The following is a 22,746-nucleotide window of genomic DNA, read 5'->3' on the forward strand; positions in this document are numbered from 1 at the left end:
CGTTGCACCTCAGATGGCTGGTGAATCCGAGCAACCGCAAGCTCCTAGTGACTTTGTCCTCTCTTCATGAGGTTTTGTCAAGTATTCGTGTTACTTCTGAGGCGCGGCAGATTTCCTGAGTCAGCCAATTTCCCCGGCCGGAGTGAGCCACTCACAAACGGGTGCGGCGCGATAGGTAGGATCGTCAGAGTGGTTTTCACCCCTGATCCGCGCATTCGTGTCGCGATCCTCGGTCCCGTACTGGTTGCCGGACGCGACGGCGTTCTCGTCGAGCCGTCTGGCGCGCTCGGCCAGCGCCTGATCCGCTCCCTCGTACTGGCCCGCAACCACGCTCTGAGCACGGAAGCCCTCATCGACGACCTCTGGGCCGACGAGCCGCCGAGCAATGCGAAGGCCGCGCTCCACACGCTCGTTTCCCGGCTGCGCGGGGCCGTCACCGACGGTCTTCTCCTCTCGACGGCGTCGGGTTATGCGCTCTCGACGGATGCTGACGAGACCGATGTCGGTCTGGCCCGCGCACTGCAGACCCAGGCCGCAGCTCTCGTGGCCGACCCGCGCGCGGCCCTCGCTTTGGTCGACGAAGCCCTTGCGCTGTGGAGGGGCGATGCCGACGACCACTCCCCCGTGCCGCGTCAGCTGAGAACCTCACTCGCACGCGCCCGGATCGAGCTGCGGAGCACCCTCGGCGAGCACGAGGCGGCGCTGGCCGATATCGACGCGCTGCTCGCGATCGACCCACTCGACGAACACCTCGTGCTCAGTCGGATGACCAGTCTCGCTGCCCTCGACCGACGCAACGAAGCGCTGCGGCAGTTCGCTGACTTTCGGGAGCTCGTGGGCGAGCAGCTCGGCAGCTCCCCCTCCCGCGCGCTCGTCTCTCTCAACACCGCTCTTCTCCGCGCGGACGACCCAGACAGCTCGAACGGCTCGGACGCCACACACACTGCGGTCAGCACGAACAGTGCACACAGTGCTTCACCGGCTCCCCCGGCACCGAGCGCCGGCACCCCGCTCAGGCGCCGCATCGGCCTGCGTCTCGCCCCCAATGCGTTGATTGGTCGCGACGCCGACCTTGCTTCAGTTGAAGAACTGCTCAGTCGATCCCGGCTCGTGACGATCCTCGGGCCCGGCGGCCTCGGTAAGACCCGACTGGCGCAGGAGCTGGCGCAGCGCTCGAACGCGGCGGCGGTGATCGTCGTCGAGTTGGCCAGCGTCGGCAGCGACGACGACGTGACCCTCGCCCTCGCGACGACGCTGGGCATTCGGGAGCGTTCGGCCGGGCAACGTCTGAGCGATGTTCCGATGGGCGACCTGCGCTCCCGCATCCTGGCCCAACTGGCCGAGCACGAGACCCTGCTCGTGATTGACAATTGCGAGCACGTGATCGACGGGGCGGCGCGCTGGGTGGCCGACATCCTGGCGAGCGCGGCTACGGTTCGCGCGGTGGCAACCAGCCGCAGCCCGCTCGCCATCGGTGCCGAGCACGTCTACCCGCTCGGTTCACTCGCGAGCAACTCGACCGCAACGACGACAACGGCGACACCAAATGCAACGGCCACGGATGCTACGGACGCCAACGGCCCCGCCGTGCAACTCTTCATCGATCGCGCCACCGCGGCCCGTCCCGGTGCGGCACTCCCCGTCGACACAATCGCCCGCCTCTGCACCAAGCTCGACGGGCTGCCGCTCGCGATCGAACTCGCCGCCGCACGCATCCGTTCGATGTCGGTCGACGAGATCGAGCGTCGGTTGCAGAACCGCTTCACGCTCCTGACCACCGGCGACCGTTCAGCGCCCGAACGTCACCGCACCTTGCAGGCTGTCATCGACTGGAGCTGGAATTTTCTGTCGTCGAGTGAGCAGAGCGCGCTTCGCCGCCTGTCTCGCTTTGCCGACGGCTTCGGGTCAGACGCCGCCGAGTTTCTCGTGCCGGGGCAGGAGATCGTCGACCTGCTCGACGCGCTGACCAGCCAGTCGCTGTTGGGCGTCAGCGAGCACGCGGAGACCGGCCGCCTGCGCTACCGCATGCTCGAGACGGTGCGTGAGTTCGGGGTCATCGAGCTCGAGAAGAGCGGCGAGACAACGGTCGTTCAGGAGTCGATGTTTCGCTGGGCCGAGGCGTTCTGTCTCGAGAGCTACCCGCAGCTCGACGGCCCAGACCAACTCGCACGCTACCGGCTGATCACTCTCGAACACGACAATCTGCTCGCGATCATGCGTCTCGCGGTGAACGCCGGTCGACCCGATGTGGTCGTGAGCGTTTTTGCCGTGCTCGCTCAGTTCTGGACGATGCGGGGCAACCACAGCGAGGTTGCGACATTCGGTCCGCTGATCCTGACCGCTACCACGCGGTACCGTCCGGATGCGGCCCACGCCGACGTCGCCGCGGCCAGCCTGATCTCCATCGCGACAATCTTCTCGATCCTTAACGACCGCAACGCGGCACGTGCGCTGAGCGGCATCCGCACACTCGTGCGTTCCGGCGCGGTGCTCAGCCCCCGCCTCGGCGCTATCGCCGGTTTTCTGCTCGTTCCCGGTGGGATCACCGGCGCGCTGACGCAACTTGAGGCGATTCGTCGTTCTCCCGACGATTCGGTCGCACTCGTCGGGCACCTCGTCGTGTCGCAACTCGCCGAGAACGACGGCGATTTCGAACTCGCCAACGAGGCCGGCCGAATGGCCTGGGCGATTGCGTCGGCCCGCGGCGATGTCTGGGCAGCATCAATGGCTGCCTCCATGGTGGGTCAACTTGCCAGCCAACAAAACCTTCCGACCGAGTCGCTGCTCTGGTCGGAACGGGCCGAAATCGGTCTGCGTGCCCTCAACGCCGAAGACGATCTGTATCAGCTCGAGTGGATGCGAGGCGCCAACCTGGTCAGCCTCGGTCGACTCGAGGAGGCCCGTGTCGTTTTCGACGGATTCATGAATTCAGCGGTCAGCCACTCCCAAGCAGGCGACATCCGTTCGATCGGTCTGGCCGGGCAAGCCGAGTTGGCACGCGCAGACGGACAGTTGGATGATGCCGCCCAGCTGTACCTCGAGGCCGTTGCCACGTTCGCGGGGTCGAGAGAGCGCGGCTCCCCCTGGTTCTTGTTGGCCACGGCCGCCCTCATCGCTGCCTGGATCACCGACGAAACGGGTGACCCCGCCCAGATCGCCCGTCACGCCCGGGTGCTGCGCACCCGCGTTCTCGCACTGAAACGAGCGAGGCCTGAGATGGTTGACAAGCCGGTGCTCGGCACGGCCGCCCTCGGCTACGCGCTCTGGGTGCTGACCCTCGACGAGCACCGCGACGTCGGACTTGAGCTCCTCGCCGTCGCCGAAGGGCTGCGTTCCCGTCAAGACCAGCCGGTGCTGCACCTCGACATCCATCTCGCTGCGGCCGAGGAGATTGTCGGTGCGGAGGCATTGGCCGCGGCGCGCGCGAAGGTCGCGGCGCTGTCGCTCGCCGAGCGAGCGAACCGTGCGCATGAGTTGTTTGCGCTGCGGCTTAACACTGAATCGCTCGACTCTGAAAAGCATTCGCAGCTGATCTAGGCACGCCAAAGCCCCGGCTGGGCACGTGTGTGTGACCAGCCGGGGCTTTCGCCGAAGGAGCCCCCATGAGCATCGGCTTTGCTCCCGGGATTCCCTCGTACGGGGCTGCCGCCTTTCGCAAGGCGTGATTTGGCGCCCCGCGCCAAATCACGCCTTGCGCATATACGCCCTCACGGTGAGCGGCGCGAACACGGCCACAATCACGGCCGCCCCGATCAACGCGAACGCGGCATCCGCTCCGAGAGTTCCGGAAGTGGTGACCTCACGCACCGCGGTGACCAGGTGCGAGACCGGGTTCACATTGACGAAACCCTGCAACCAGTCGGGCATGGTGTCCACCGGCACGAAGGCGTTGGAGAGAAACGTGAGCGGGAACAGAATCAGCATCGAGATGCCCTGCACACTGCTCGCGGTGCGAGCGATCACGCCGAAGAAGGCGAAGACCCAGCTGATCGCCCAGGCGCAGACGATGACCAGCACGGCTCCCATCAGCACACCGCCGAGACCGGCTTCGGGCCGGAAGCCCATGATGTAGCCCATCACAAAGGTGAGGGTCGTCGCGATGGCGTAGCGCACGGTATCGGCCAACAGCGCACCGGCCAGTGGCGAGATGCGAGCGATCGGCAGCGACTTGAACCGGTCGAACACGCCCTTGTCCATGTCCTCCCGCAGCTGCACGCCCGTCACAATCGACGTCGTGATGACCGTCTGCACGAGAATGCCCGGGATGATCACCGGCAGATAGCTCTGCACATCACCCGAGATCGCACCACCGAAAATGTAGGTGAACATCAGGGTGAAGATGATCGGCTGCAGCGTGACGTCGAAGAGTTGTTCTGGCGTGCGCTTGATCTTGAGCAGACCCCGCCAGGCCATGGTGAACGAGTTGCGCAGCGACTGTTCGAGACTGACACGATTTCCGAGAGTGCGGCTGGCCCCTGGCGCGATACGCCCGGGAGCCGGTGGTGTGGGGGTCAGAGTTGTGGCGCTCATGCGCTGATCCTTTCGGTGTCGGATGCACGCGCATCCGTTGCTGGGGTGCCATCGACATCGTCGGCGGCCTTGTCGTCGGCGTTGTCGTCAGAGACACCGTGACCGGTGAGCGCGAGAAAGACCTCGTCGAGCGACGGCTTCTGCACCGAGATCTCATTCAGGCGGATGCCCGCCTCACGCAACACGACGAGAAGGTCGGTCACGCGATCCGGGTCGCTCATCGGAGCGTTGATTGTCGCCTGCTCCGGCGAAAGCACCGACTGCACGCCGAGCAACGAGTGGATGGCGCGACGGGCGTCGTCGAGATCGGCCGGGTCTTCGAGGCGCAGCTGCAGGGACGACTCGCCGATCGATGCCTTGAGTTCGTTGGCGGTACCTTCGGCGACGACGATCCCCCGGTCGATCACGGCGATCCGATCGGCGAGCTGGTCAGCTTCGTCGAGGTACTGGGTGGTCAGCATGACCGTTGACCCTGTTGCGACGAGACGTCGGATGGTGTCCCACATCTGCGAGCGAGTGCGCGGGTCGAGGCCGGTGGTCGGTTCGTCGAGAAAGATCAGCGGGGGCTGTGAGATCAGGCTCGCGGCCAGGTCGAGTCGACGGCGCATGCCGCCGGAGAAGTTCTTGAGGGGCCGGGTGGCTGCCTCGGTCAGCCCGAACTCTTCGAGGAGTTCCGCTGACTTGCGTTTTGAGGCTGCCCGGCTGAGGCCGTGGAGACGAGAGAACAGTACGAGGTTCTCGGTGGCGCTGAGCGTTTCGTCAACCGACGCGTACTGGCCGGTGACGCCGATGAGCTGCCGAACGATTTGAGCTTCGCGCTGCACATCATGGCCGAAAATTGTCGCGGAGCCGGCATCCGGGCGCAGCAGTGTCGCAAGCATGCGAATCGCGGTGGTTTTTCCTGCCCCGTTCGGGCCGAGCACGCCATAGACGGTGCCGGTGCGAACGGAGAGATCGATCCCGTCGACTGCGCGGTTTGTGCCGAACGCTTTGACGAGTCCGTGGGCCTCGACGGCCCAGTCGCTGGTGTTGGTTTTTGTCATGGCTCCATCGTCGAAGGGGCCGCTCACGTGACGCTCACAGACCGCTTTCATGGTGCTGTCATGCCGCCGGCATGGCCCGCCCCGCTTAGATGCGCACTGTCGATTGCGGAGAACACAGCGCATCTTCGCAAGGTGCCGACTTACGATAGAACCGTGACTGCATACGTCTCGGCTCTCGACCTGTTCTCCATCGGAATCGGCCCATCCAGTTCTCACACCGTCGGCCCGATGCGTGCTGCGCTCACGTTCGCAGAGCATCTCGCCGAGACCGGGCGCCTGGCCGACGTCTCGCGCATCAGCTGCACACTCTACGGATCGCTCGGCGCAACCGGGCTCGGCCACGGCACCCCCGATGCGGTGATCGCCGGTCTCGCCGGTGTCCGGCCGGAATCCTGCGATCCCGACGACGTTCGCTCGGCCTGGACCGGTTTGGCCGAGGGTGCGACGCTCTCCGTGCTCGGTCGCCACAGCATTCCGATCAGCAAAGACGACGTGAGCTTCGAACCGCGCACCCGTCTGCCCGGCCACCCGAACGCCCTCACGCTCGTGGCCTGGACCGAGACCGATGCTCTGCCCATCTTCGAGGAGACGTACTACTCGATCGGCGGCGGGTTCATCCGCCGCGACGGCGACACACTCGGTCAGGCCACCCCGATCGTCACGCAGCCGATGCCCTATTCGTCGAGTGTGGAGTTGCTCGCGCTCTGCGATGAGTACGGCCTCGACATCGCCGGAGTGGCTCGCATCAACGAGGAGTCGATTCACGGCCAGGAAAAACTCGACGCGGGTCTTGATGCGATTTGGAACGCCATGCACGTCTGCGTGGAAGCCGGATTGAAGACCAGCGGCACGCTTCCGGGCGGCCTCAAGGTGAAGCGACGCGCCGAAGCAATTCGTATGCAGCTGGAGGAATATGACAGTCTGCCGCAGCGAGAACGGGACACCTCAACCGAATGGCTCCACGCATTCGCCCTGGCCGTGAACGAAGAGAACGCTTCGGGCGGGCGCGTCGTGACCGCTCCAACCAACGGCGCGGCAGGCATCATCCCGGCCGTCGGTCACTACTACCTGCGCTTCGTTCCGGGCGCGGATGCCGCTGGCTTGCGTCGCTACCTGCTGACTGCCGTGGCCATCGGCTCGCTGGTCAAGGCGAATGCGTCGATTTCGGGCGCGGAAGGCGGCTGCCAGGCGGAGGTCGGCTCGGCGTGCGCCATGGCATCCGGTGCGCTCTGCGCCGTACTCGGCGGCACCCCGCGCCAGGTCGAGAACGCCGCGGAGATCGCGATGGAGCATCACCTCGGCTTGACCTGCGACCCCGTCGGCGGCCTCGTGCAGGTGCCCTGCATCGAACGCAACGCCATCGCGTCGTCGACCGCGGTGTCTGCGGCCCGGCTCGCCCTGCACGGCGACGGAACACACCTCGTCTCGCTCGACACCGTGATCGAGACAATGCGTCAGACCGGCCTCGACATGATGACCAAGTACAAAGAGACCAGCGAAGGCGGGTTGGCGGTCAACGTCATCGAGTGCTGAGAGCCCGCGACCACGAGGCTCGAACGAGGTCTCCCGCTCAGTCTCAGTCCCGGGAATCGAGCGACTACCCCCTGATCAGTGGGCTGTTGGCGCCGCAACCGATGCCGTAGGCTGACGGAACATCTCTGGGGGCCATCATTTTTCATGCACCGTTGCGCCGCAACGCACTTCTCGCTGCCGCCGTCGCGGCGCTCTTCACGTTGTCGGCGTGCGCCGGCACTCCGACGCCGGTCGTGACCGTCACCGTTGCACCGTCACCGCCCGCGACAACGGCGCCCCCTGCTACTCCCTCTGCGCCGGCAACCACGCCACCACCGGTGGAACCCGCGCCGGTCGAAGAGCCGGAGCTCGTGCCGAATCCAGCGGTGGGCGAGCCGATTCCCAATGCGCCGGCGCCGATCGTTGAACCGGGCCCAGCGGTTGATCTCGGCGAAGCGCCGGGAGCGCGCGGCGCGGCGACCACCAACGATGACGGCAGCCTGAACACCTACACCGTTGTCGAAGGTGACTCATTCTTCGATATCGCTCAGCGGTTCGACGTGCCGGTGCAGCAGTTTCTGCACATGAATCCGTCGGTTCCCGGCCTCGGCGAAGACATCTACATCAAGCAGATCATCAACCTCGACTGGACGACGAAGCGCTGACGCCTTCCGGAGCACGGATTCTCCCGGCCAGCGAACCCGGAATAGAGTGGAGACTCCGACGCGTTGCAGCAACTACTGACAACGCAGGCTGGGAGGCTCCGTGAGCAATGATTCGTGGCTGAGCGATTCTGAGCGGCGACGCCTGAGCAAACAGCGCAATGACGGCGCAATCGTCGCGGCCCTCGCCTTCACCGGCCTCGTCGCATCGTTCATGATGACCCTGGTCACTCCGCTGCTACCCGAGCTACCTCATCTGCTCGGCGTGAGCCAGACCGACTCGATGTGGGTGGTCACCGCCACGCTGCTCGCCGCCGCCGTCGCGACGCCGATCGGCGGGCGACTCGGCGATCTCTACGGCAAACGACGGATGATGTTGGTGCTGCTGGGCAGCCTGATCCTCGGTTCGGTGATCGCCGCGTTCTCGTCCACCCTCATTCCTCTCGTGATCGGGCGTGCGTTGCAGGGCGCCGGCCTCGGTGTGATCGCTCTCGGCATCAGCATTCTGCGCGACGTTCTGCACCGCGACCGCCTCGGTAAAGCGATCGCGCTCGTCAGCGCGACCCTCGGCATCGGCGGCGCGGTCGGTCTGCCGGTGTCGGCACTCATCTCCCAGTTTCTCGACTGGCACATGCTGTTCTGGGTGTCGGGAACGCTCGGGGTCGTCGGTTTCATCCTGGTGTTCACGTTGGTGCCGGTCAGCACGCTGCGAAGCGCCGGAACGTTTGACTTCATCGGTGCGATCGGTTTCGCGGTTGGTCTGGTCGGCATTCTGCTCAGTGTGTCGAAGGGCTCGACCTGGGGCTGGACGAGCCCGCTCACCCTCGGCATCGGGCTCGGCGGCGTCGCGGTTCTAATCTTGTGGACCCTGTTCGAGCTACGCACCGAAAGCCCACTCATCGACATCCGGGTGGCGATGCGACGCTCGGTGCTGCTCACGAACCTCGCCTCGGTCACCGTGGGTTTCGCGTTCTTTGCGACGGCCGTCGCCTTGCCGATGCTGCTCGAGTCACCGACCGACACCGGGGTCGGTTTTGGGCAGAGCATGCTGATCGCCAGCCTCTGTCTGATGCCGAGCGGTCTGGTGATGTGGGCGCTGTCCAGCACGGCCGCCCGGGTCACCGATCGGCGCGGCGCCCGCACCAGCCTGCTCATCGGCATCGCTGTGATCACCATCGGCTATGCCCTCGCGATCGGTCTGATGACCGAGGTCTGGCACACCGTGCTCGTGGCGACCCTGGTCGGCTTCGGTGTCGGTTTCGCCTACGCCGCTATGCCGACCTTGATCATGGCCGCGGTGCCTGCCTCAGAGACCGCGGCCTCGAACGGCCTGAACTCGGTCATGCGCACACTTGGTTCGACTGCGGCGAGCGCGGTGATCGGTGTGATCCTCTCGGTGAACATCGTCACGGTGAACGGGGTTACGACGCCCAGCACATTCGGGTTCCAACTGAGTTTCGCCCTCTGCGCCGGTGCCGCGCTGATCGGTTTGGTGCTGACCCTGCTGCTCCCCCGTCGCCAGCCGCGCTACGACACCGCGAGCCTGCCGGTTCAGTCGTAGCAGAGGTGAGCTACGCCCGACGCATTGCCCGGATGCCGACCCAGAGACCAAGTGCCGCTGTGATGATCGCGGCCACGAAGCCTCCGGCCACGGCCGCGGTAGCCAGGTCACCGGCGAACAGCGCGCGTTCGGCCTGCACCACGTAGCTGAGTGGGTTGACCGAGGCGACCACCTGCATCCAGGTCGGTCCATTTTCAAGCGGTAACAGCATCCCGGAAAGGATCATCAACGGGAAGATGACGGTCTGGTGGATGACCCAGAACATCCAGTCGCGGTTGCGGCAGCCCAGCGCCACCGTGTAGCTCAGTGCACCGAAGCCGATGCCGAAGATCGCCAGCAAGATGAAGCCGATGAGCAGGCCGGGCCCACTCACGGTGAAGCCGAACGGCAGCGAGACCAGGCAGATCAGCAGGCCTTGCACGGTAAGCGGCACGACCTCCTTCAGCGCACGGCCAATGAGCAGCGCGCCCCGTGACAGCGGGGCGACGAGGGTGCGCTCGTGCGACCCCGTCTGCATCTCGGCGAGCAGGTTCGCACCGGTGCTGGCCGTTCCGAATAGGGCGACCATGACCAGGATGCCCGGCACGAACCACTGCAGGGTTTCCCCGGCTGGCAGTCCGGACGATGCAACGAGCAGCGGCCCGAACAAGCCGAGGAAGACCAGCGGCTGCACGAGACTGAATAGCGCACTGAACGGGTCGCGCCAGACTGGGCGGAGCTCCCGCGCCAGCACGTTCCAGATGTCGACAACGAGGATCGTGCGGCCGGGAACGGTGTCGAACGAACGCTGGCTCGGTGTGGTGTCGGTGACGTAGGTCATGAGCGTGCCTCCTGCGGCGTAGTGGATGAAATGGATGCGTCGGTCTCGGTGCGGCCGGGGATCGCAGCGCTGCTGGGGCTCTCAGTGCCGATTGACCTCTCGTGGCCGATGGGGCTCTCAGGGCCGCTTGCCCGCTCGTGGCCCTCGGCGACCTGCCCCTCCTCTCGAAGGCGTCGCCCCGTCAGCGCCAGGAAAACGTCATCGAGCGTCGGCTGCCGGTGCGTCACCCCGACGAGCGGGATGTTCGCGTCGTCGAGCGCACGCACCAGGCGGGGAACTTCCCGGTCACCGCGCTGCGCGGCGAGGGTGACGACGGTGCCCGCGGCCCGTCCGCCGGTCTGCACGGCGGCGCGCGCGGCATCCGCTGGAGTGCTGAAGCTCAAGGTGATGGTGTCGCTGGCGAGGTTTGCCTTCAGGGCCGGCGCGGTGTCGTCGGCGATGACGACGCCATAATCCATCACCATGACCCGTTCGGCGAGTTGGTCAGCCTCGTCGAGGTAGTGCGTGGTGAGAAAGATGGTCGTGCCGAACCGGTCGCGCAGGTCGATGATGTGCTGCCAGAGGTTGGCTCTGCTCTGCGGGTCGAGCCCAGTTGACGGTTCGTCGAGAAAGAGCAGTTCGGGGCGGTGGATGAGGCCGAGCGCGATATCGAGGCGCCGTTTCTGGCCGCCGGAGAGCGACTGCACTTGGCGGTTCGCGATGGCGTCGAGGTCGAGTGAGCCAATGAGTTCGTCGGCGCGCGCCCTGGTCTCCGCACGACCAATGCCGTAGAACGCGCCCTGGCTGAGGAGTTCGTCACGCACCCGTTGGGTGTGGCCGCCCGACGCGCCTTGGCCGACGTAGCCGATGCGTCGGCGGACGCCTCCTGGGTTTCGACGGATGTCGCAGCCAACCACGCTGGCCTCCCCCGCCGTTGCCGCGAGCAGCGTGGTCAGCAGGCGGATCGTCGTCGACTTGCCGGCCCCGTTCGGCCCGAGAAATGCAACGAGTTCGCCGCGCTCGACGTCGAGGTCCAGTGAGCGCACCGCGTCGACCGCGCCGCCTTTCACCGGGAATGATTTGCCGAGACCGCGTGCCCTGATCAATGTTGATGAGCTGGTGTGAGTAGTCATATCGACAGATTAGAAACCCAATAGGACATTATCTGTCCTAATAATCGAGATACTTGAAATATGTCAGATACGACGTCACGCACCCTCGATTTACTGTCTCTTCTGCAGAGCCATCGACACTGGGCGTGCAGCGAGCTGGCCGAACGACTCGGCGTCACCGACCGCACCGTGCGCCGCGACATCGATCGTCTGCGCGAACTGGGCTATCAGATCGATGCGGCCCGCGGCGCCGCGGGCGGTTATCGGCTCGGAGCGGGCACCGGCATGCCTCCCCTGCTTCTCACCGACGATGAGGGCGTCGCCATCGTGATTGGTCTGCGCTCCCAGGCCACCGCCGCGCTCCGCGGCTCTGAGCACACCACGCTCAGTGCGCTGGCCAAGCTCGAGCAAGTGCTCCCGCCCGCCCTGCGGAGACGCATCGAAGCGCTGCAGACGCACGCAACACTGCCGCCTGCCCACGGCCCGGTCGTCGACGCCGATCTCCTGGCCCAACTTGCCCTCAGCTGCCGGGACAGCGAACGGGTGCGCTTCAGCTACACGGATGCCAAGGGTGCGGAATCTGTGCGAAGTACCGAACCGCACATGCTCGTGCCGCTCGGTCGGCGCTGGTATCTCCTCGCCTGGGACAGGGATCGCGCCGGCTGGCGCACCTTTCGCATCGACCGGATCAGCACACTGCTGCAGACGCGCGTGCTCTTTCCGGCCCGCGCGCTGAGCTCGGATGACGCGGTAGCGCTGGTCGCCGCTGCGGTGCGTTGGCGCGATAGCTCCTACCGGCTGACGATCACACTGCGGATGCCGCTGGCCGAGGCACAGGCACAGCTCGGCTGGTGGGCGCGGGATGCCGTGGCTCAGGGACCAGAGCACACCGTCTGGCCGCTCGTCGGCGACACCATTGGCTCGCTGGGCAGCGCTCTGTCGTGGATCCCGACCGAGGTTGAGTACACACTGGCTGCATCGCCGGAGGTGATTGACGCCATCCGCTTACAGAGCCGTCGTCTGGCCGCCGCTCTGCCCGCTCCCTCAGATGACCCGGCTCGCTAGTTTCGCCCGGGTCATCCGGTCGGTCTCGGAGCCAGGTTGGAGTTCTTAGAGGAATCTGAGACCCACGGGCAGAGACTCGAAACTGTTGGCCGCGCTCCAGTTGCGCGCCGATAGAACGGAATGGCAGTGACGGTGATGAACCCGATTTTCGACGTGTCGACACGGCGCCCGCACGAGCGGCAGCGCGACCCGCTGCGACCACTCGCCCACCCGCGAGCCGTCACTGTCGCAAGCATTCTGGCTCTCTGCGCGGTGATCGCATTCGGGCTGCTTGTCGCCCGCACCCCGAGCTGGTCGACCTCAGAACTCGGCATCGATCAGTGGCTGAGCCTGCAGCACACGCCGTTTCTCGATGGAGTGACACTCACGATCGCCTGGCTGTTCGATCCGGCAATGGCGGTGGTCATCACTGTGGTCACGGCAGTCCTGATTGGCATCGTCACTCGCAATCCCGCCCGGGTGCTGACGTTTCTCGGCATGATCGCCGTCGCCTGGGGCGGTAGCGAGGTGCTCAAATGGATCGTGCAACGGCCACGTCCCGATGCCAGTCTGCTGGCGCATCCGCTGCTCACCGAGCACTCGTTCAGCTATCCGAGCGGGCACACCTGCTTCGTCGCCGCCCTCGGTCTTGCCCTGATCTTTCTGGCCAGGGATCACCCGTGGCGCCCTCTCGTCATCACCGTGGCGGCCCTCGCGACGGTATTGGTCGCCGCGTCTCGCGTCTCTCTCGGGGTGCATTACCCCACGGATGTCGCGGCGTCTCTCGTGTACGCGGTCGCGGCATCCGCTCTCGCCCTCGTCGTCTGCTTGCAGTATCTGTTGCCGCGCTTTCCGTCGTCCCTCCGGGACCGGCCGTAGCCATCTCGTTGGTCGAGGAGCGGCCGACTCCGTCGGGCGCTCCTCGATCACCGAGATTGTGCAGTTAGATTATGACCAGGCGAAGCAGAAAGAAGGGCACTCGATGATCACCACGAAGCCCCGGCTTCTGCTCGTTGAAGACGACGCAGAGCTCGGCCCGCTGATCAAGGGGGTGCTCGAGGAGTCGTATGACGTTGCCCTGGTTGCCGACGGCCAGACCGGTCTCGACCGGGGCATCCGTGACGACTTCGACGTTCTCGTCATCGACCGCCGTCTGCCCGCTCTCGATGGGCTGAGCGTGGTGCAGGCGTTGCGTTCGCATCGCGTGACAACGCCGATCCTGCTGCTCACCGCACTCGGCACCATTGCGGACAAGGTCGACGGGCTGGATGCCGGCGCGAACGATTACCTGGTCAAGCCGTTCGATTTCGACGAACTACTCGCTCGCCTCCGCGCACTCACCCGTGCGTTCACCGCAGAGGGGCCCGCCGTCGACATCGGCGAGTGGACCTTCTACCCCGATGACCACAGCATCCATTCGCCGCACATCGGCCGCATCCTGCTGACGCCGCGCGAATCGGACCTGCTGCGACTCTTCGCCACGCAGCCCGATCGCACCTTCAGCCGCGCACAGGTGTTGAGCGCCGTGTTTCAGGTCGGCGAGCAGCCGGGAACCGTCGACACCTACGTGCACTATTTGCGCCGCAAAACCGACAAAGACATTGTGCTGACCGTGCGAGGCCGTGGCTATCGACTGGGCCAGCTGTGAGCGGGCCTCACCGAGCGGCCCCCGACAGCGATGCCGCGGCCGTCGGGCGCGCGTCACGGATCATCGGCTGGCAGATCACCGCGGGGGCGACAGCGATCGTGCTGTTTTTGGTGGCGGCCTCCATCGTCTTCATCATCGATCAATCGCAGCCGGCCGAGCTGTTGGAGAAACCGAAGCCCGGCGAAAGCCGCATCTACATTGACTCGACGGCAGTGCTCGTGGCCCTGATCGTGGTCGGCGTCGTCGCCATCGCGATCGCGGGGGTGCTCAGCTGGGTGGTCGCCCGACGCGCGGTGCGTCCGCTCGGCGACGCACTGCGGATGCAACGGAGTTTCGTCGCGGATGCCAGTCACGAACTCCGCACCCCGTTGACCGTTCTCGACGCGCGGATCCAGGTGTTGCAGCGCGGACTCGCACCCGGCGATCCGATCTCGCCGGCGGTGGCGGACATCCGTCGTGACACTCTCGCGCTCGTCGCGGTCGTGAACGATCTTCTGCTGGCGGCGGCAAGCGAGGCTCCGGAGGGCGCGGTGCCGGTCGTCGATGTCGTGCCCCTCGTCGAGCGGGCCGTGGCGTCGATGAGCGTGCTGGGCGACCAGCGCGGCGTGGGGGTTGAGTTCGATCGCGACGACCTCGCCCGTCATGACGGTCAGGTTCTCGCGAAGATCCCAGCCGCGAGCATCCAGCGCTGCGTTGTCGCTCTGCTCGACAACGCGATTGCCCATTCGCCGAACGGTTCGCGGGTGACAGTGTCGCTTCACGTCGCCACGTCGACTTTCTCTCTCGTTGTCGCCGATCAGGGCGCGGGAATCCAGGGCATCGACCCCGCGCATATTTTCGACCGGTTCGCGCATTCGACCGCGCCGGAGTTCCCGTCGGCGAGTCCGCGCAGCGGGTTCGGTATCGGGCTGGCGCTCGTGCGCGACATTGCCGTGCGCAATGGCGGCACCGTCGAGCTGCGGGAGACCTCGCCCTCCGGGACGACGTTCGTTCTGACTCTGCCGTTGGCGGGCTGAGCCTCTTTCGCCAGCCATTCGGCCACCGAGCTGTGGCAGATGACCAGTTTCTGCTGGCAAAACGGTAATCTGCCACAGCTCGCGAGGGAGATTAGACGTTTCTGAGAACGCATCCGCTCAACTGGTCAGACACGGGTGCACACGGCGCCCCCTGCGAAACGGATGCCCATGTCAGATCTCACGGCAACACGTGCCGACCGACGCATTTCCACCGGCCTCAACAAGGTTCCTGACCCCACTGCCACCTTTTGGACCATCAAGATCCTCGCCACGACGGTCGGCGAGACGTTTGCCGATTTTCTGGCCACGAACTTGAACCTCGGCCTGACCAACACCACGATCGTGATGGGCGCTCTGCTGGCGATCGTACTCGTCTTGCAGTTCAGGTCGCTCCGCTACGTGCCGGCAATCTACTGGCTGGCCGTGGTGCTGATCAGCATCGTCGGAACCCTGATCACCGACAATCTCACCGACAACTTCGGCATTCCGCTCGAGACAACCACGATCGTCTTCGCCATCGCACTCGCCATCGTCTTCGCCACCTGGTATGCCAGTGAACGCACCCTCTCGATCCACTCGATCACCACACGGCGTCGTGAGGGCTTCTACTGGCTTGCGATCCTCTTCACCTTCGCGCTCGGAACCGCCGCCGGCGACCTGATCGCCGAGGGTCTCAACCTGGGCTACTTCGTCTCAGCGCTGCTCTTCGCCGCCGCGATCGCCGTAGTCGGCTGCGCCTATCGGTTTGCCAAGCTGAACGCGGTTCTTGCATTCTGGATCGCCTACATCCTCACCCGTCCGCTCGGAGCGTCGCTCGGTGACCTTCTCTCGCAGCCGCTGCTCGACGGCGGGCTGGGCCTCGGCACCGTCGTGACCAGCGCCATCTTCTTGACGGCGATCCTCGGGCTCATCGTCTTCTTGACCCGCACTCAGCGCAAGGAGCTCGCCTCATGGCAGCCGGAACTCTCCTGAGCAGCGGGCTGAGCGGCGGGCTGAGCAGCGGCATCCTCGATCCGCAAGCGCTGATCAGCGGCGCCGGTGTCTGGGGGCTGGCGGTCGTCTGTCTCATCGTCTTCGCGGAGACTGCGCTCCTTGTCGGGTTCTTTCTGCCCGGTGACACCCTGCTCTTCTTCACGGGCGTACTCACTCTCACCGGTGCGATTCACGCCCCGCTCGGGGTGGTGATCGCGGCGGTGAGCGTCGCCGCAATTCTCGGCGACCAGGTCGGCTACTTGATCGGGCGCCGGGCCGGGCCCGCGATCTTCAATCGCAAGGAATCGGGGCTGTTCAGCCGGGAGAGCGTTGCGAAGACCGAGTCGTTCTTCGAGCGGTTCGGTTCTGCGACGGTCACGATCGCTCGCTTCGTACCGGTCGTTCGCACCTTCGCCCCGGTTATCGCCGGTGTCGGCTCGATGCGTTACCGCTCGTTCATCATGTTCAATGTGATCGGCGCAGTGGCGTGGGCAGGTTCGGTCATTCTGCTCGGCTTCGGTCTCGGTCACATTCCCGGCGTCGCCGAGTTCACCGCGCATTACATCGATCTGATCCTGGTCGGCATCATCGTCGTCTCGACGGTTCCCGTGCTCGTGCGCAGCCTGGTGTTGCGCCGACGCCGTCAGGTGAGAGCAGCGGATGCGCGGTGAGCGTGTGCGGCGCGGTATCGCGTTCAGGAGTGGAGCAGCGTCGGCCGCGGTGCCCCCGCAGAATGGTGGCCCTTCGCCGGTGCGACAGGCGCTCCGCTCCTGAACCCGGACCCGCCGATCCCGATCAGGGAGCCTCAGCGAGAGTGCTCAGCGAGAACGCGCCGCCTCGTCGAGACGCTGGAGAAAACCGGCGAGCAGCACCTGCTCCTCGCCACTCAGCGCATCCGTCATCGCACGCTCGGCCTCGACGTGATCGGGCAGCGCCTGCTCAACCAGAGTCTTGCCCGCCTCGGTGAGCGCGACGAGTGTGCCGCGTCCGTCATCGGGATTCGCTTCCCGAGCGATCAGCCCTCGAGCTTCAAGTTTGTTGAGGCGCTGCGCCACCGCGCTCGAGGTGATCATCGCGTCCCTGGCGAGCACCGCCGGCGCAATGCGGTGCGGCGCCCCGCTTCGCAGCAGAGTCGCGAGCACGTCGAACGAGCCAGAATCAAGCCCGTGCCGCGCGAAAGTCTCGGCCAAGCGCAGATCGATGGCGAGCGCGGTGCGGCTCAGCCGACCAATCACCGCCATCGGCGACACATCGAGCTCGGGCTTCTCCGCGTGCCACTGCTCGAGAATTCGATCCACTTGGTCGGCCATAAAGCCACCCTAGCGAATCGCTAAGCACTTAGCTATTATTACTAAGTGCTTAGCAATCGATCCCTCCTCATCCTCACCACGGCCGTCGCCCCCGCGCTCTGGGGCACGACCTACCTCACGACCACGATGCTCCTGCCGCCGGACCGCCCCCTGCTCGCTGCCACATTGCGCGCCCTTCCGGCCGGAATCCTTCTACTGATGCTCGCCAGACGGATGCCGCACGGCGCGTGGTGGTGGAAGTCGTGGGTTCTCGGCGTGCTCAATATCGGCGCCTTCTTCGCGCTGCTTTTCATCGCGGCCTACCGGCTCCCCGGCGGAGTCGCCGCAGTCGTCGGCGGCATCTCACCGCTCGTCGTCGCGGTGCTGGCGAGTCGGCTTCTGCACGAGAAACTCACCCTGCGCGTGATTGTTGCCGGCTCGGCCGGTGTCGTCGGGGTGAGCCTGATCGTTCTGCAAGCGCAGAGCAGGCTCGACGCGATCGGTGTGCTCGCGGCGTTCGGCGGCACCCTCTCGATGGCAACGGGAATCGTTCTCTCGAAGAAGTGGGGCCAGCCGGCACCGCCCCTTGCGACGACGGCCTGGCAGCTCATCGCGGGCGGACTCACGCTTCTCGCTTTGCTTCTCGTGTTCGAGGGCCTTCCGTCCGAACCGTTGACCGCCACGAATCTGCTGGGCTACGCCTACTTGTCGATCGTCGGAACCGCGGTCGCGTACCTGCTCTGGTTTCGCGGAATCGCCCGACTACCCACCAGCATCCCGGCATTTCTCGGTTTGCTCAGCCCGGTGGTGGCCATCCTGGCCGGCTGGCTCATCGCCGGAGAGACGCTCACTCCCCCGCAGTGTGCGGGCATCGTGATCGTGTTGGGCGCGGTGGCGGTGGCGGTGTCAGGGCGACCTCGCTGGGTGGCTTCCCACCCACGCGTGACTACACTTGACTAGTGCATAGATCCACAATTCCGCTGGAGCAACGAACTCGCCCCGAGAGCGATTCGCCGCACCAGCAGCTCACCCGGTGAGTGCCTCACAGCCCGGTGACGTTGAGCGCGACTCCCCCTCACCTCGACGACGCGTCGATCTCATCGATAGCACCCGGTTCATCGGAGTGCTGCGACTGACGCGCGCGTCATTCTGGCATTACTTGGCGATCATCCTGGTGCTGCAGGGCGCCATCGTGACGTGCGTGGTTCCGGCCATCACCAGCCTGTTTGAGCTGGCGCTGGGGTCAGCCGGCCTGTCGAACCTCACCGACCGCAATCTGGTCACAATGCTGACCAATCCCCTCGCCGTACTCCTCCTGCTCCTGATCGCCATCATCGCCCTGGCCGCTGTCAGCCTCCAGATCTCAACGATCTTCATCGTGGCCAACCGGCAGCAGGGCGGACGTTCCCTGGGCCTGCGCGCCATCGTCGCGGCGCTTACCTGGCAGGTACGCCGCATTTTTCACTACCAATCCCCGGTGCTGCTCGCATATTTCTTTCTGATCGCCCCGCTCGGCGGACTCGGTCTTCTCTCGGTGCTCACCCGCGGAATCGCGATTCCCCCGTTCGTGACGGGCGAGTTCATGAAGTCGCCCCTTAGCGCCGTCGGCTACACCGCGGTGATCGGGACCATTTTCTGTCTGAACCTGCGCCTGATGCTCACTCTGCCGTTGATGGTGGTCTCCGGCCGAACACCGCTCCGATCGCTCGGCCGGAGCATGCTCGCCACCCGTGGCCACATCTGGAAGCTGGCCGTGTCGGTGAGCGGTCCGGTCATCGTGGCGGTTCTCGTGTCGTCACTGGGCGTTGAGATCATCGTGCGGGTGACGGAGCTCGCCGCCAACCTGAACCCGGATGCCGCCGTGGTCGTGGAATCCGTCGCGATCGGCGCGGGTCGTGTGTTCGGCTTCATCGTTATCGGAATAACCCAGGTCGTCGTCGCTCACATCCTCATCTCGGTCAGCCGTGAGTTGGTGGGCCTGACGACCGTTCATCCCGCTCCGGCCGCTGGACGGCCACGAGGTGCCCGCGCCATCACAGCCGCCGCCTGGTCGATCGCAGCCATTATGGCCATGGGAATCGGAATGACTGCCGCACCCGCAGTGGCCACCCCGGTCACCGGAGCCTCTGACACCCTGGTGCTCGGCCACCGCGGCTTTGTCGGCGGCGGGGTCGAGAACACGATTCCCGCTCTGGAGGCCGCGGCCGCAGCGGGTGTCGACTACGTCGAGACCGACATGCAGCAGACCACAGACGGCCAGTTCATCGCCAGCCATGACAGCAACCTCTTCATCGTTGCCGGGATCAACAGAAACATCTTCGACATGACGTTCGAGGAGGTCACGTCGACACGGGTGCGCGCCGGCGGGCACAGCGCCCTGATTCCGTCGATGGAGGAGTACGTCACTCGTGCGGCGGAACTGGGCGTTCCCCTGCTCATCGAGCTCAAGGTGCACGGCCACGAGACACCCGACTTCGTCGATCGGTTCCTCGCCGAACTCGATTCGCTTGGCGTGACGGAGAGCAACATCTACCACTCGCTGAGTGCCGATGCGGTGGAGCAGCTCACGGCGAAGCGCCCGGAGCTCACTGTCGGGTACACAATCGCGCTGACCCTGGGCGATCTGCCCGACGTCAACTGCGACTTTTTCGTCGTCGAACAGGCGTCGTTCAGCCCTGAGTTTCTCTCCGAAGCGCACGCGATGGGAAAACCGGTCTACGTCTGGACCGTCAACGACGAGGAGACCATCCGCGACCTGCTGCGTGTTCCGGTCGATGGCATCGTCACCGACCATCCGGACACCGCCATCCGCTACCGGTCACTCATCGCAGACAGCCGTGGGCTCTCATTTCAGGTGAGTGACGCGCTCAGCGACTTGAGCGTGTTCCGCTAGAGGCAGCAACCCACTCGAGGCGATCAACCGCTAGAGGCGGTTGATCTCCGTGAGGCGCACAACGGCTTCGCCGGCCTCATCCGACGCCTCAAGATCAACCTCGGCGGTGAAGCCCCAGTCGTGGTCGCCGGCCGGGTCGTCGAGAATCTGACGCACCTTCCACTGCGTCGCGCCCTCCTCGATGATCAGCAGGGCAGAGCTGCGTGCGTTGGCACCCGTCAGAATCTCGTCGTGCTCGTCGTAGTAGCCGTCGAGTGCATTGGCCCAGGCATCGGCGTCGAAGCCGGATGCCGCATCCAGCTCACCGAGCGCGTCATACTGCTCGCGCGCGGCCAGCTGCACCCGCCGGAACAGCTCGTTGCGCACCAGAATTCGGAACGCCCGCACATTCGTCGTGAGCCGCTTGGGAGCCGGCGGCAGAACCACATGCGCACCGGCAGCATGGGCAGCGGCGTCGGGGTGGATCAGTTCTTCCCACTCGTCGAGCAGGCTGGAGTCGACCTGACGAACGAGCTCGCCGAGCCATTCGATCAGGTCGAGCAGGTCTTCGGTCTTCGCCTCGTCGGGAATCGTCTGCCGGGCGGCCCGGTAGGCGTCGGAGAGGTACCGCAGCACCACGCCCTCGCTGCGGGCGAGTTTGTAGAACGCGATGAACTCGCCGAACGACATCGCCCGCTCATACATGTCGCGCACGACTGACTTGGGGCTGAGCTCGAAGTCGGCAATCCAGGGCTGTGACAGTTTGTAGGTGTCGAACGCATAGTTGAGCAGCTCGTCGAGCGGCTTGGGATGCGTGACCTCCTCGAGCAGCGCCATCCGCTCGTCATACTCGATGCCTTCACGCTTCATCGCAGCGACTGCCTCACCGCGGGCCACGAACTGCTGGCCGGAGAGCACCGGGCGCGGGTTGTCGAGCGTTGCTTCGACAATCGAAATCATGTCCAGTGCGTAGTGACCGGTTCCGGTCTCAGCGGCCGGGTCGGGGTCGAGCAGGTCGAATGCGGCGAGCGCGAACGGCGACAGCGGCTGGTTGAGCGCGAAGTTCGCCTGCAGATCGACGGTCAAACGGATGTCCCCGCTCGCCGACTGCTCCACGATGCCCGCTGCACGCAGCGTCTTGTAGATGCCGAGAGCGCGACGGGCCAGCTCCAGCTGACGCTTCCACGGCTCGTGGTTGTCGAAGACCAGCGCGTAGACGTTAGCAAACGCATCGCCGCCGCGCGCGATCACGTTGATCAGCATGGCGCTGGTCATCTGCATGCTCGAGGTCAGGGTCTCCGGCTCGGCCTCGATCAGACGGCGGAATGACGGCTCACCCCAGGAGACGAAGCCTTCCGGCGCCTTCTTGCGGATGAGTTTGCGCTTCTTCTTCGGGTCGTCGCCGGCCTTCTCGATGGCCTTGAGATTTTCGGTCTCGTGATCGGGAGCCTGTGCGACGACGGTCCCGGCCGTATCGTAGCCGGCACGACCGGCACGGCCGGCGATCTGATGGAACTCACGTGCGTTGAGCTGGCGCATCTTCACGCCGTCATACTTCGTCAGCGCGGTGAAGAGCACGGTGCGGATGGGCACGTTGATACCGACGCCGAGGGTGTCGGTTCCGCAGATCACACGCAGCAATCCCCGCTGGGCAAGCTGCTCGACCAGACGGCGGTACTTCGGCAGCATGCCGGCGTGGTGCACGCCGATGCCCATTCGAATCAGGCGCGACAGCGTTTTTCCGAAGCTCGTCGTGAACCGAAACTCACCGATCAACTCGGCGATGGCATCCCGTTGCTCCCGGTTGGCCACCTTCGCGCTGGCCAGCGCCTGTGCACGCTCGAGCGCCGCAGCCTGGGAGAAGTGCACGACATAGATGGGGGCCTGACCGGTGCCGAGCAACTCCTCGACGGTCTCGTGGATCGGGGTCATTTGGTAGAAGTAGTGAAGCGGCACCGGGCGTTCGACACCGGTGACCAATGCGGTGGGCTTCTTCGTGCGCCGGATGAGGTCGGCGGCGAGTTCTGTGACATCGCCGAGGGTGGCCGACATCAGCACGAACTGCACGCGCGGCAGCGTGAGCAGCGGCACCTGCCAGGCCCAGCCGCGGTCGGGGTCGGAGTAGAAGTGGAACTCGTCCATCACGACCTGGTCGACCGGGGTGTCTTCGCCGTTGCGCAGCGCCAGGTTGGCCAGAATTTCGGCGGTGCAGCAGATGATCGGCGCGTCGGCATTCACCGAAGAGTCACCCGTCATCATGCCGACGTTCTCGGCGCCGAAGATTTCGACCAGGGCGAAGAACTTCTCGCTGACCAGCGCCTTGATCGGCGCGGTGTAGAAGCTGCGCTTGCCGGCGGAGAGGGCCGCGAAGTGCGCTCCGATCGCCACAAGTGATTTTCCGGTGCCGGTCGGCGTCGACAGAATGAGGTTGGCACCAGAGACGATCTCGATCAGCGCCTCTTCTTGCGCCGGGTAGAGCGACAGCCCTTGAGCACCGGCCCACAGCTCGAATGCTTCAAAGAGCACGTCGGGATCGGTGACGTGCGGGAGCGCTTCGAGAGTTGCCATGATCCTTCGATCCTGCCCTATCTGGCTGCACGTTCTCGCCCTGACCCCGCGCAACCGGTCAGTTACGATTAACAACCGAGGCGCGTATGCTGCGTCGCACCGGCCAGAACAAACGTAG

General features: G+C 65.3%; 18 protein-coding genes. 12 read left to right on the forward strand and 6 right to left on the reverse strand.

Annotation, left to right across the window (positions count from 1 at the left end; all coding sequences use genetic code 11):
• Positions 1–189: 189 nt before the first annotated feature.
• Entirely contained in the window at positions 190–3,537 is a 3,348-nt protein-coding gene (locus ABD791_RS11335; RefSeq protein WP_345066416.1) for an ATP-binding protein, read from the forward strand.
• A gap of 147 nt (positions 3,538–3,684) precedes the next feature.
• Here the strand turns inward: ABD791_RS11335 and ABD791_RS11340 are convergent, their stop codons facing one another.
• Positions 3,685–4,530 carry an ABC transporter permease gene (locus ABD791_RS11340; protein WP_345066418.1) on the reverse strand — a complete coding sequence of 282 codons (846 nt, stop codon included), beginning with the start codon at positions 4,528–4,530 and terminating at the stop codon, positions 3,685–3,687.
• Positions 4,527–5,573, reverse strand: a complete 1,047-nt coding sequence (locus ABD791_RS11345; protein ID WP_345066420.1) for an ATP-binding cassette domain-containing protein — start codon at positions 5,571–5,573, stop codon at positions 4,527–4,529. The genes ABD791_RS11340 and ABD791_RS11345 overlap by 4 nt, the downstream gene beginning before the upstream one ends.
• 153 nt (positions 5,574–5,726) lie before the next feature.
• Here ABD791_RS11345 and ABD791_RS11350 point away from each other — a divergent pair, with 153 nt between their 5' ends.
• The 3 genes from ABD791_RS11350 (at position 5,727) to ABD791_RS11360 (ending at position 9,308) form a co-directional block, all read left to right on the forward strand.
• Positions 5,727–7,106, forward strand: coding sequence for an L-serine ammonia-lyase (locus ABD791_RS11350; protein WP_345066423.1), 1,380 nt, complete (start codon positions 5,727–5,729; stop codon positions 7,104–7,106).
• 152 nt (positions 7,107–7,258) lie between these two features.
• Positions 7,259–7,750, forward strand: a complete 492-nt coding sequence (locus tag ABD791_RS11355) for a LysM peptidoglycan-binding domain-containing protein (protein ID WP_345066426.1) — start codon at positions 7,259–7,261, stop codon at positions 7,748–7,750.
• A gap of 100 nt (positions 7,751–7,850) precedes the next feature.
• Complete coding sequence (locus tag ABD791_RS11360) at positions 7,851–9,308, forward strand: MFS transporter (protein WP_345066429.1); 1,458 nt, start codon at positions 7,851–7,853, stop codon at positions 9,306–9,308.
• Between the two features lie 10 nt (positions 9,309–9,318).
• Here ABD791_RS11360 and ABD791_RS11365 read toward each other — a convergent pair whose 3' ends face one another.
• Complete coding sequence (locus ABD791_RS11365) at positions 9,319–10,128, reverse strand: ABC transporter permease (RefSeq protein WP_345066432.1); 810 nt, start codon at positions 10,126–10,128, stop codon at positions 9,319–9,321.
• A complete protein-coding gene (locus ABD791_RS11370) occupies positions 10,125–11,240 on the reverse strand; it encodes an ATP-binding cassette domain-containing protein (protein WP_345066435.1) in 1,116 nt (371 codons plus the stop codon). The genes ABD791_RS11365 and ABD791_RS11370 overlap by 4 nt, the downstream gene beginning before the upstream one ends.
• 60 nt (positions 11,241–11,300) lie before the next feature.
• Here ABD791_RS11370 and ABD791_RS11375 point away from each other — a divergent pair, with 60 nt between their 5' ends.
• The 6 genes from ABD791_RS11375 to ABD791_RS11400 all read left to right on the forward strand — a co-directional run bounded on the left by ABD791_RS11375 (position 11,301) and on the right by ABD791_RS11400 (position 16,570).
• Positions 11,301–12,284, forward strand: a complete 984-nt coding sequence (locus ABD791_RS11375) for a helix-turn-helix transcriptional regulator (protein WP_345066438.1) — start codon at positions 11,301–11,303, stop codon at positions 12,282–12,284.
• A 135-nt stretch (positions 12,285–12,419) separates the two neighbouring features.
• Entirely contained in the window at positions 12,420–13,142 is a 723-nt protein-coding gene (locus ABD791_RS11380) for a phosphatase PAP2 family protein (protein WP_345066588.1), read from the forward strand.
• Positions 13,143–13,245: 103 nt separating this feature from the next.
• Positions 13,246–13,911 carry a response regulator transcription factor gene (locus ABD791_RS11385; protein WP_345066441.1) on the forward strand — a complete coding sequence of 222 codons (666 nt, stop codon included), beginning with the start codon at positions 13,246–13,248 and terminating at the stop codon, positions 13,909–13,911.
• A complete protein-coding gene (locus tag ABD791_RS11390) occupies positions 13,908–14,927 on the forward strand; it encodes a sensor histidine kinase (RefSeq protein WP_345066444.1) in 1,020 nt (339 codons plus the stop codon). Before ABD791_RS11385 ends, ABD791_RS11390 begins: the two co-directional genes overlap by 4 nt.
• Positions 14,928–15,095: 168 nt before the next feature.
• The gene (locus ABD791_RS11395) at positions 15,096–15,899 is read left to right on the forward strand and encodes a COG4705 family protein (protein WP_345066447.1); all 804 of its coding nucleotides are present in this window, start codon (positions 15,096–15,098) and stop codon (positions 15,897–15,899) included.
• Complete coding sequence (locus ABD791_RS11400; protein WP_345066450.1) at positions 15,878–16,570, forward strand: DedA family protein; 693 nt, start codon at positions 15,878–15,880, stop codon at positions 16,568–16,570. Before ABD791_RS11395 ends, ABD791_RS11400 begins: the two co-directional genes overlap by 22 nt.
• A gap of 147 nt (positions 16,571–16,717) precedes the next feature.
• On the opposite strand, the gene ABD791_RS11405 is transcribed toward ABD791_RS11400, so the two are convergent.
• Positions 16,718–17,209, reverse strand: coding sequence for a MarR family winged helix-turn-helix transcriptional regulator (locus tag ABD791_RS11405; protein WP_345066453.1), 492 nt, complete (start codon positions 17,207–17,209; stop codon positions 16,718–16,720).
• A gap of 45 nt (positions 17,210–17,254) precedes the next feature.
• Here ABD791_RS11405 and ABD791_RS11410 point away from each other — a divergent pair, with 45 nt between their 5' ends.
• Together ABD791_RS11410 and ABD791_RS11415 are read left to right on the forward strand one after the other, a co-directional pair.
• The gene (locus ABD791_RS11410) at positions 17,255–18,148 is read left to right on the forward strand and encodes a DMT family transporter (RefSeq protein ID WP_345066456.1); all 894 of its coding nucleotides are present in this window, start codon (positions 17,255–17,257) and stop codon (positions 18,146–18,148) included.
• A gap of 73 nt (positions 18,149–18,221) precedes the next feature.
• The gene (locus tag ABD791_RS11415) at positions 18,222–20,081 is read left to right on the forward strand and encodes a glycerophosphoryl diester phosphodiesterase membrane domain-containing protein (RefSeq protein WP_345066459.1); all 1,860 of its coding nucleotides are present in this window, start codon (positions 18,222–18,224) and stop codon (positions 20,079–20,081) included.
• Positions 20,082–20,111: 30 nt separating this feature from the next.
• Here ABD791_RS11415 and ABD791_RS11420 read toward each other — a convergent pair whose 3' ends face one another.
• Positions 20,112–22,628, reverse strand: coding sequence for a DEAD/DEAH box helicase (locus ABD791_RS11420; protein WP_345066462.1), 2,517 nt, complete (start codon positions 22,626–22,628; stop codon positions 20,112–20,114).
• Between the last annotated feature and the right edge of the window lie 118 nt (positions 22,629–22,746).

The organism is Glaciibacter kafniensis, assembly GCF_039538945.1.
Taxonomy (GTDB): Bacteria; Actinomycetota; Actinomycetes; order Actinomycetales; family Microbacteriaceae; genus Cryobacterium; species Cryobacterium kafniensis.

Bases quoted from the DNA above. Each gene is read 5' to 3' on its own strand.
- ABD791_RS11340 (WP_345066418.1), bottom strand. From the start codon at position 4,530: ATGAGCGCCACAACTCTGACCCCCACACCACCGGCTCCCGGGCGTATC.
- ABD791_RS11345 (WP_345066420.1), bottom strand. From the start codon at position 5,573: ATGACAAAAACCAACACCAGCGACTGGGCCGTCGAGGCCCACGGACTC.
- ABD791_RS11365 (WP_345066432.1), bottom strand. From the start codon at position 10,128: ATGACCTACGTCACCGACACCACACCGAGCCAGCGTTCGTTCGACACC.
- ABD791_RS11370 (WP_345066435.1), bottom strand. From the start codon at position 11,240: ATGACTACTCACACCAGCTCATCAACATTGATCAGGGCACGCGGTCTC.
- ABD791_RS11375 (WP_345066438.1), top strand. From the start codon at position 11,301: ATGTCAGATACGACGTCACGCACCCTCGATTTACTGTCTCTTCTGCAG.
- ABD791_RS11380 (WP_345066588.1), top strand. From the start codon at position 12,420: ATGAACCCGATTTTCGACGTGTCGACACGGCGCCCGCACGAGCGGCAG.
- ABD791_RS11385 (WP_345066441.1), top strand. From the start codon at position 13,246: ATGATCACCACGAAGCCCCGGCTTCTGCTCGTTGAAGACGACGCAGAG.
- ABD791_RS11395 (WP_345066447.1), top strand. From the start codon at position 15,096: ATGTCAGATCTCACGGCAACACGTGCCGACCGACGCATTTCCACCGGC.
- ABD791_RS11400 (WP_345066450.1), top strand. From the start codon at position 15,878: ATGGCAGCCGGAACTCTCCTGAGCAGCGGGCTGAGCGGCGGGCTGAGC.
- ABD791_RS11405 (WP_345066453.1), bottom strand. From the start codon at position 17,209: ATGGCCGACCAAGTGGATCGAATTCTCGAGCAGTGGCACGCGGAGAAG.
- ABD791_RS11420 (WP_345066462.1), bottom strand. From the start codon at position 22,628: ATGGCAACTCTCGAAGCGCTCCCGCACGTCACCGATCCCGACGTGCTC.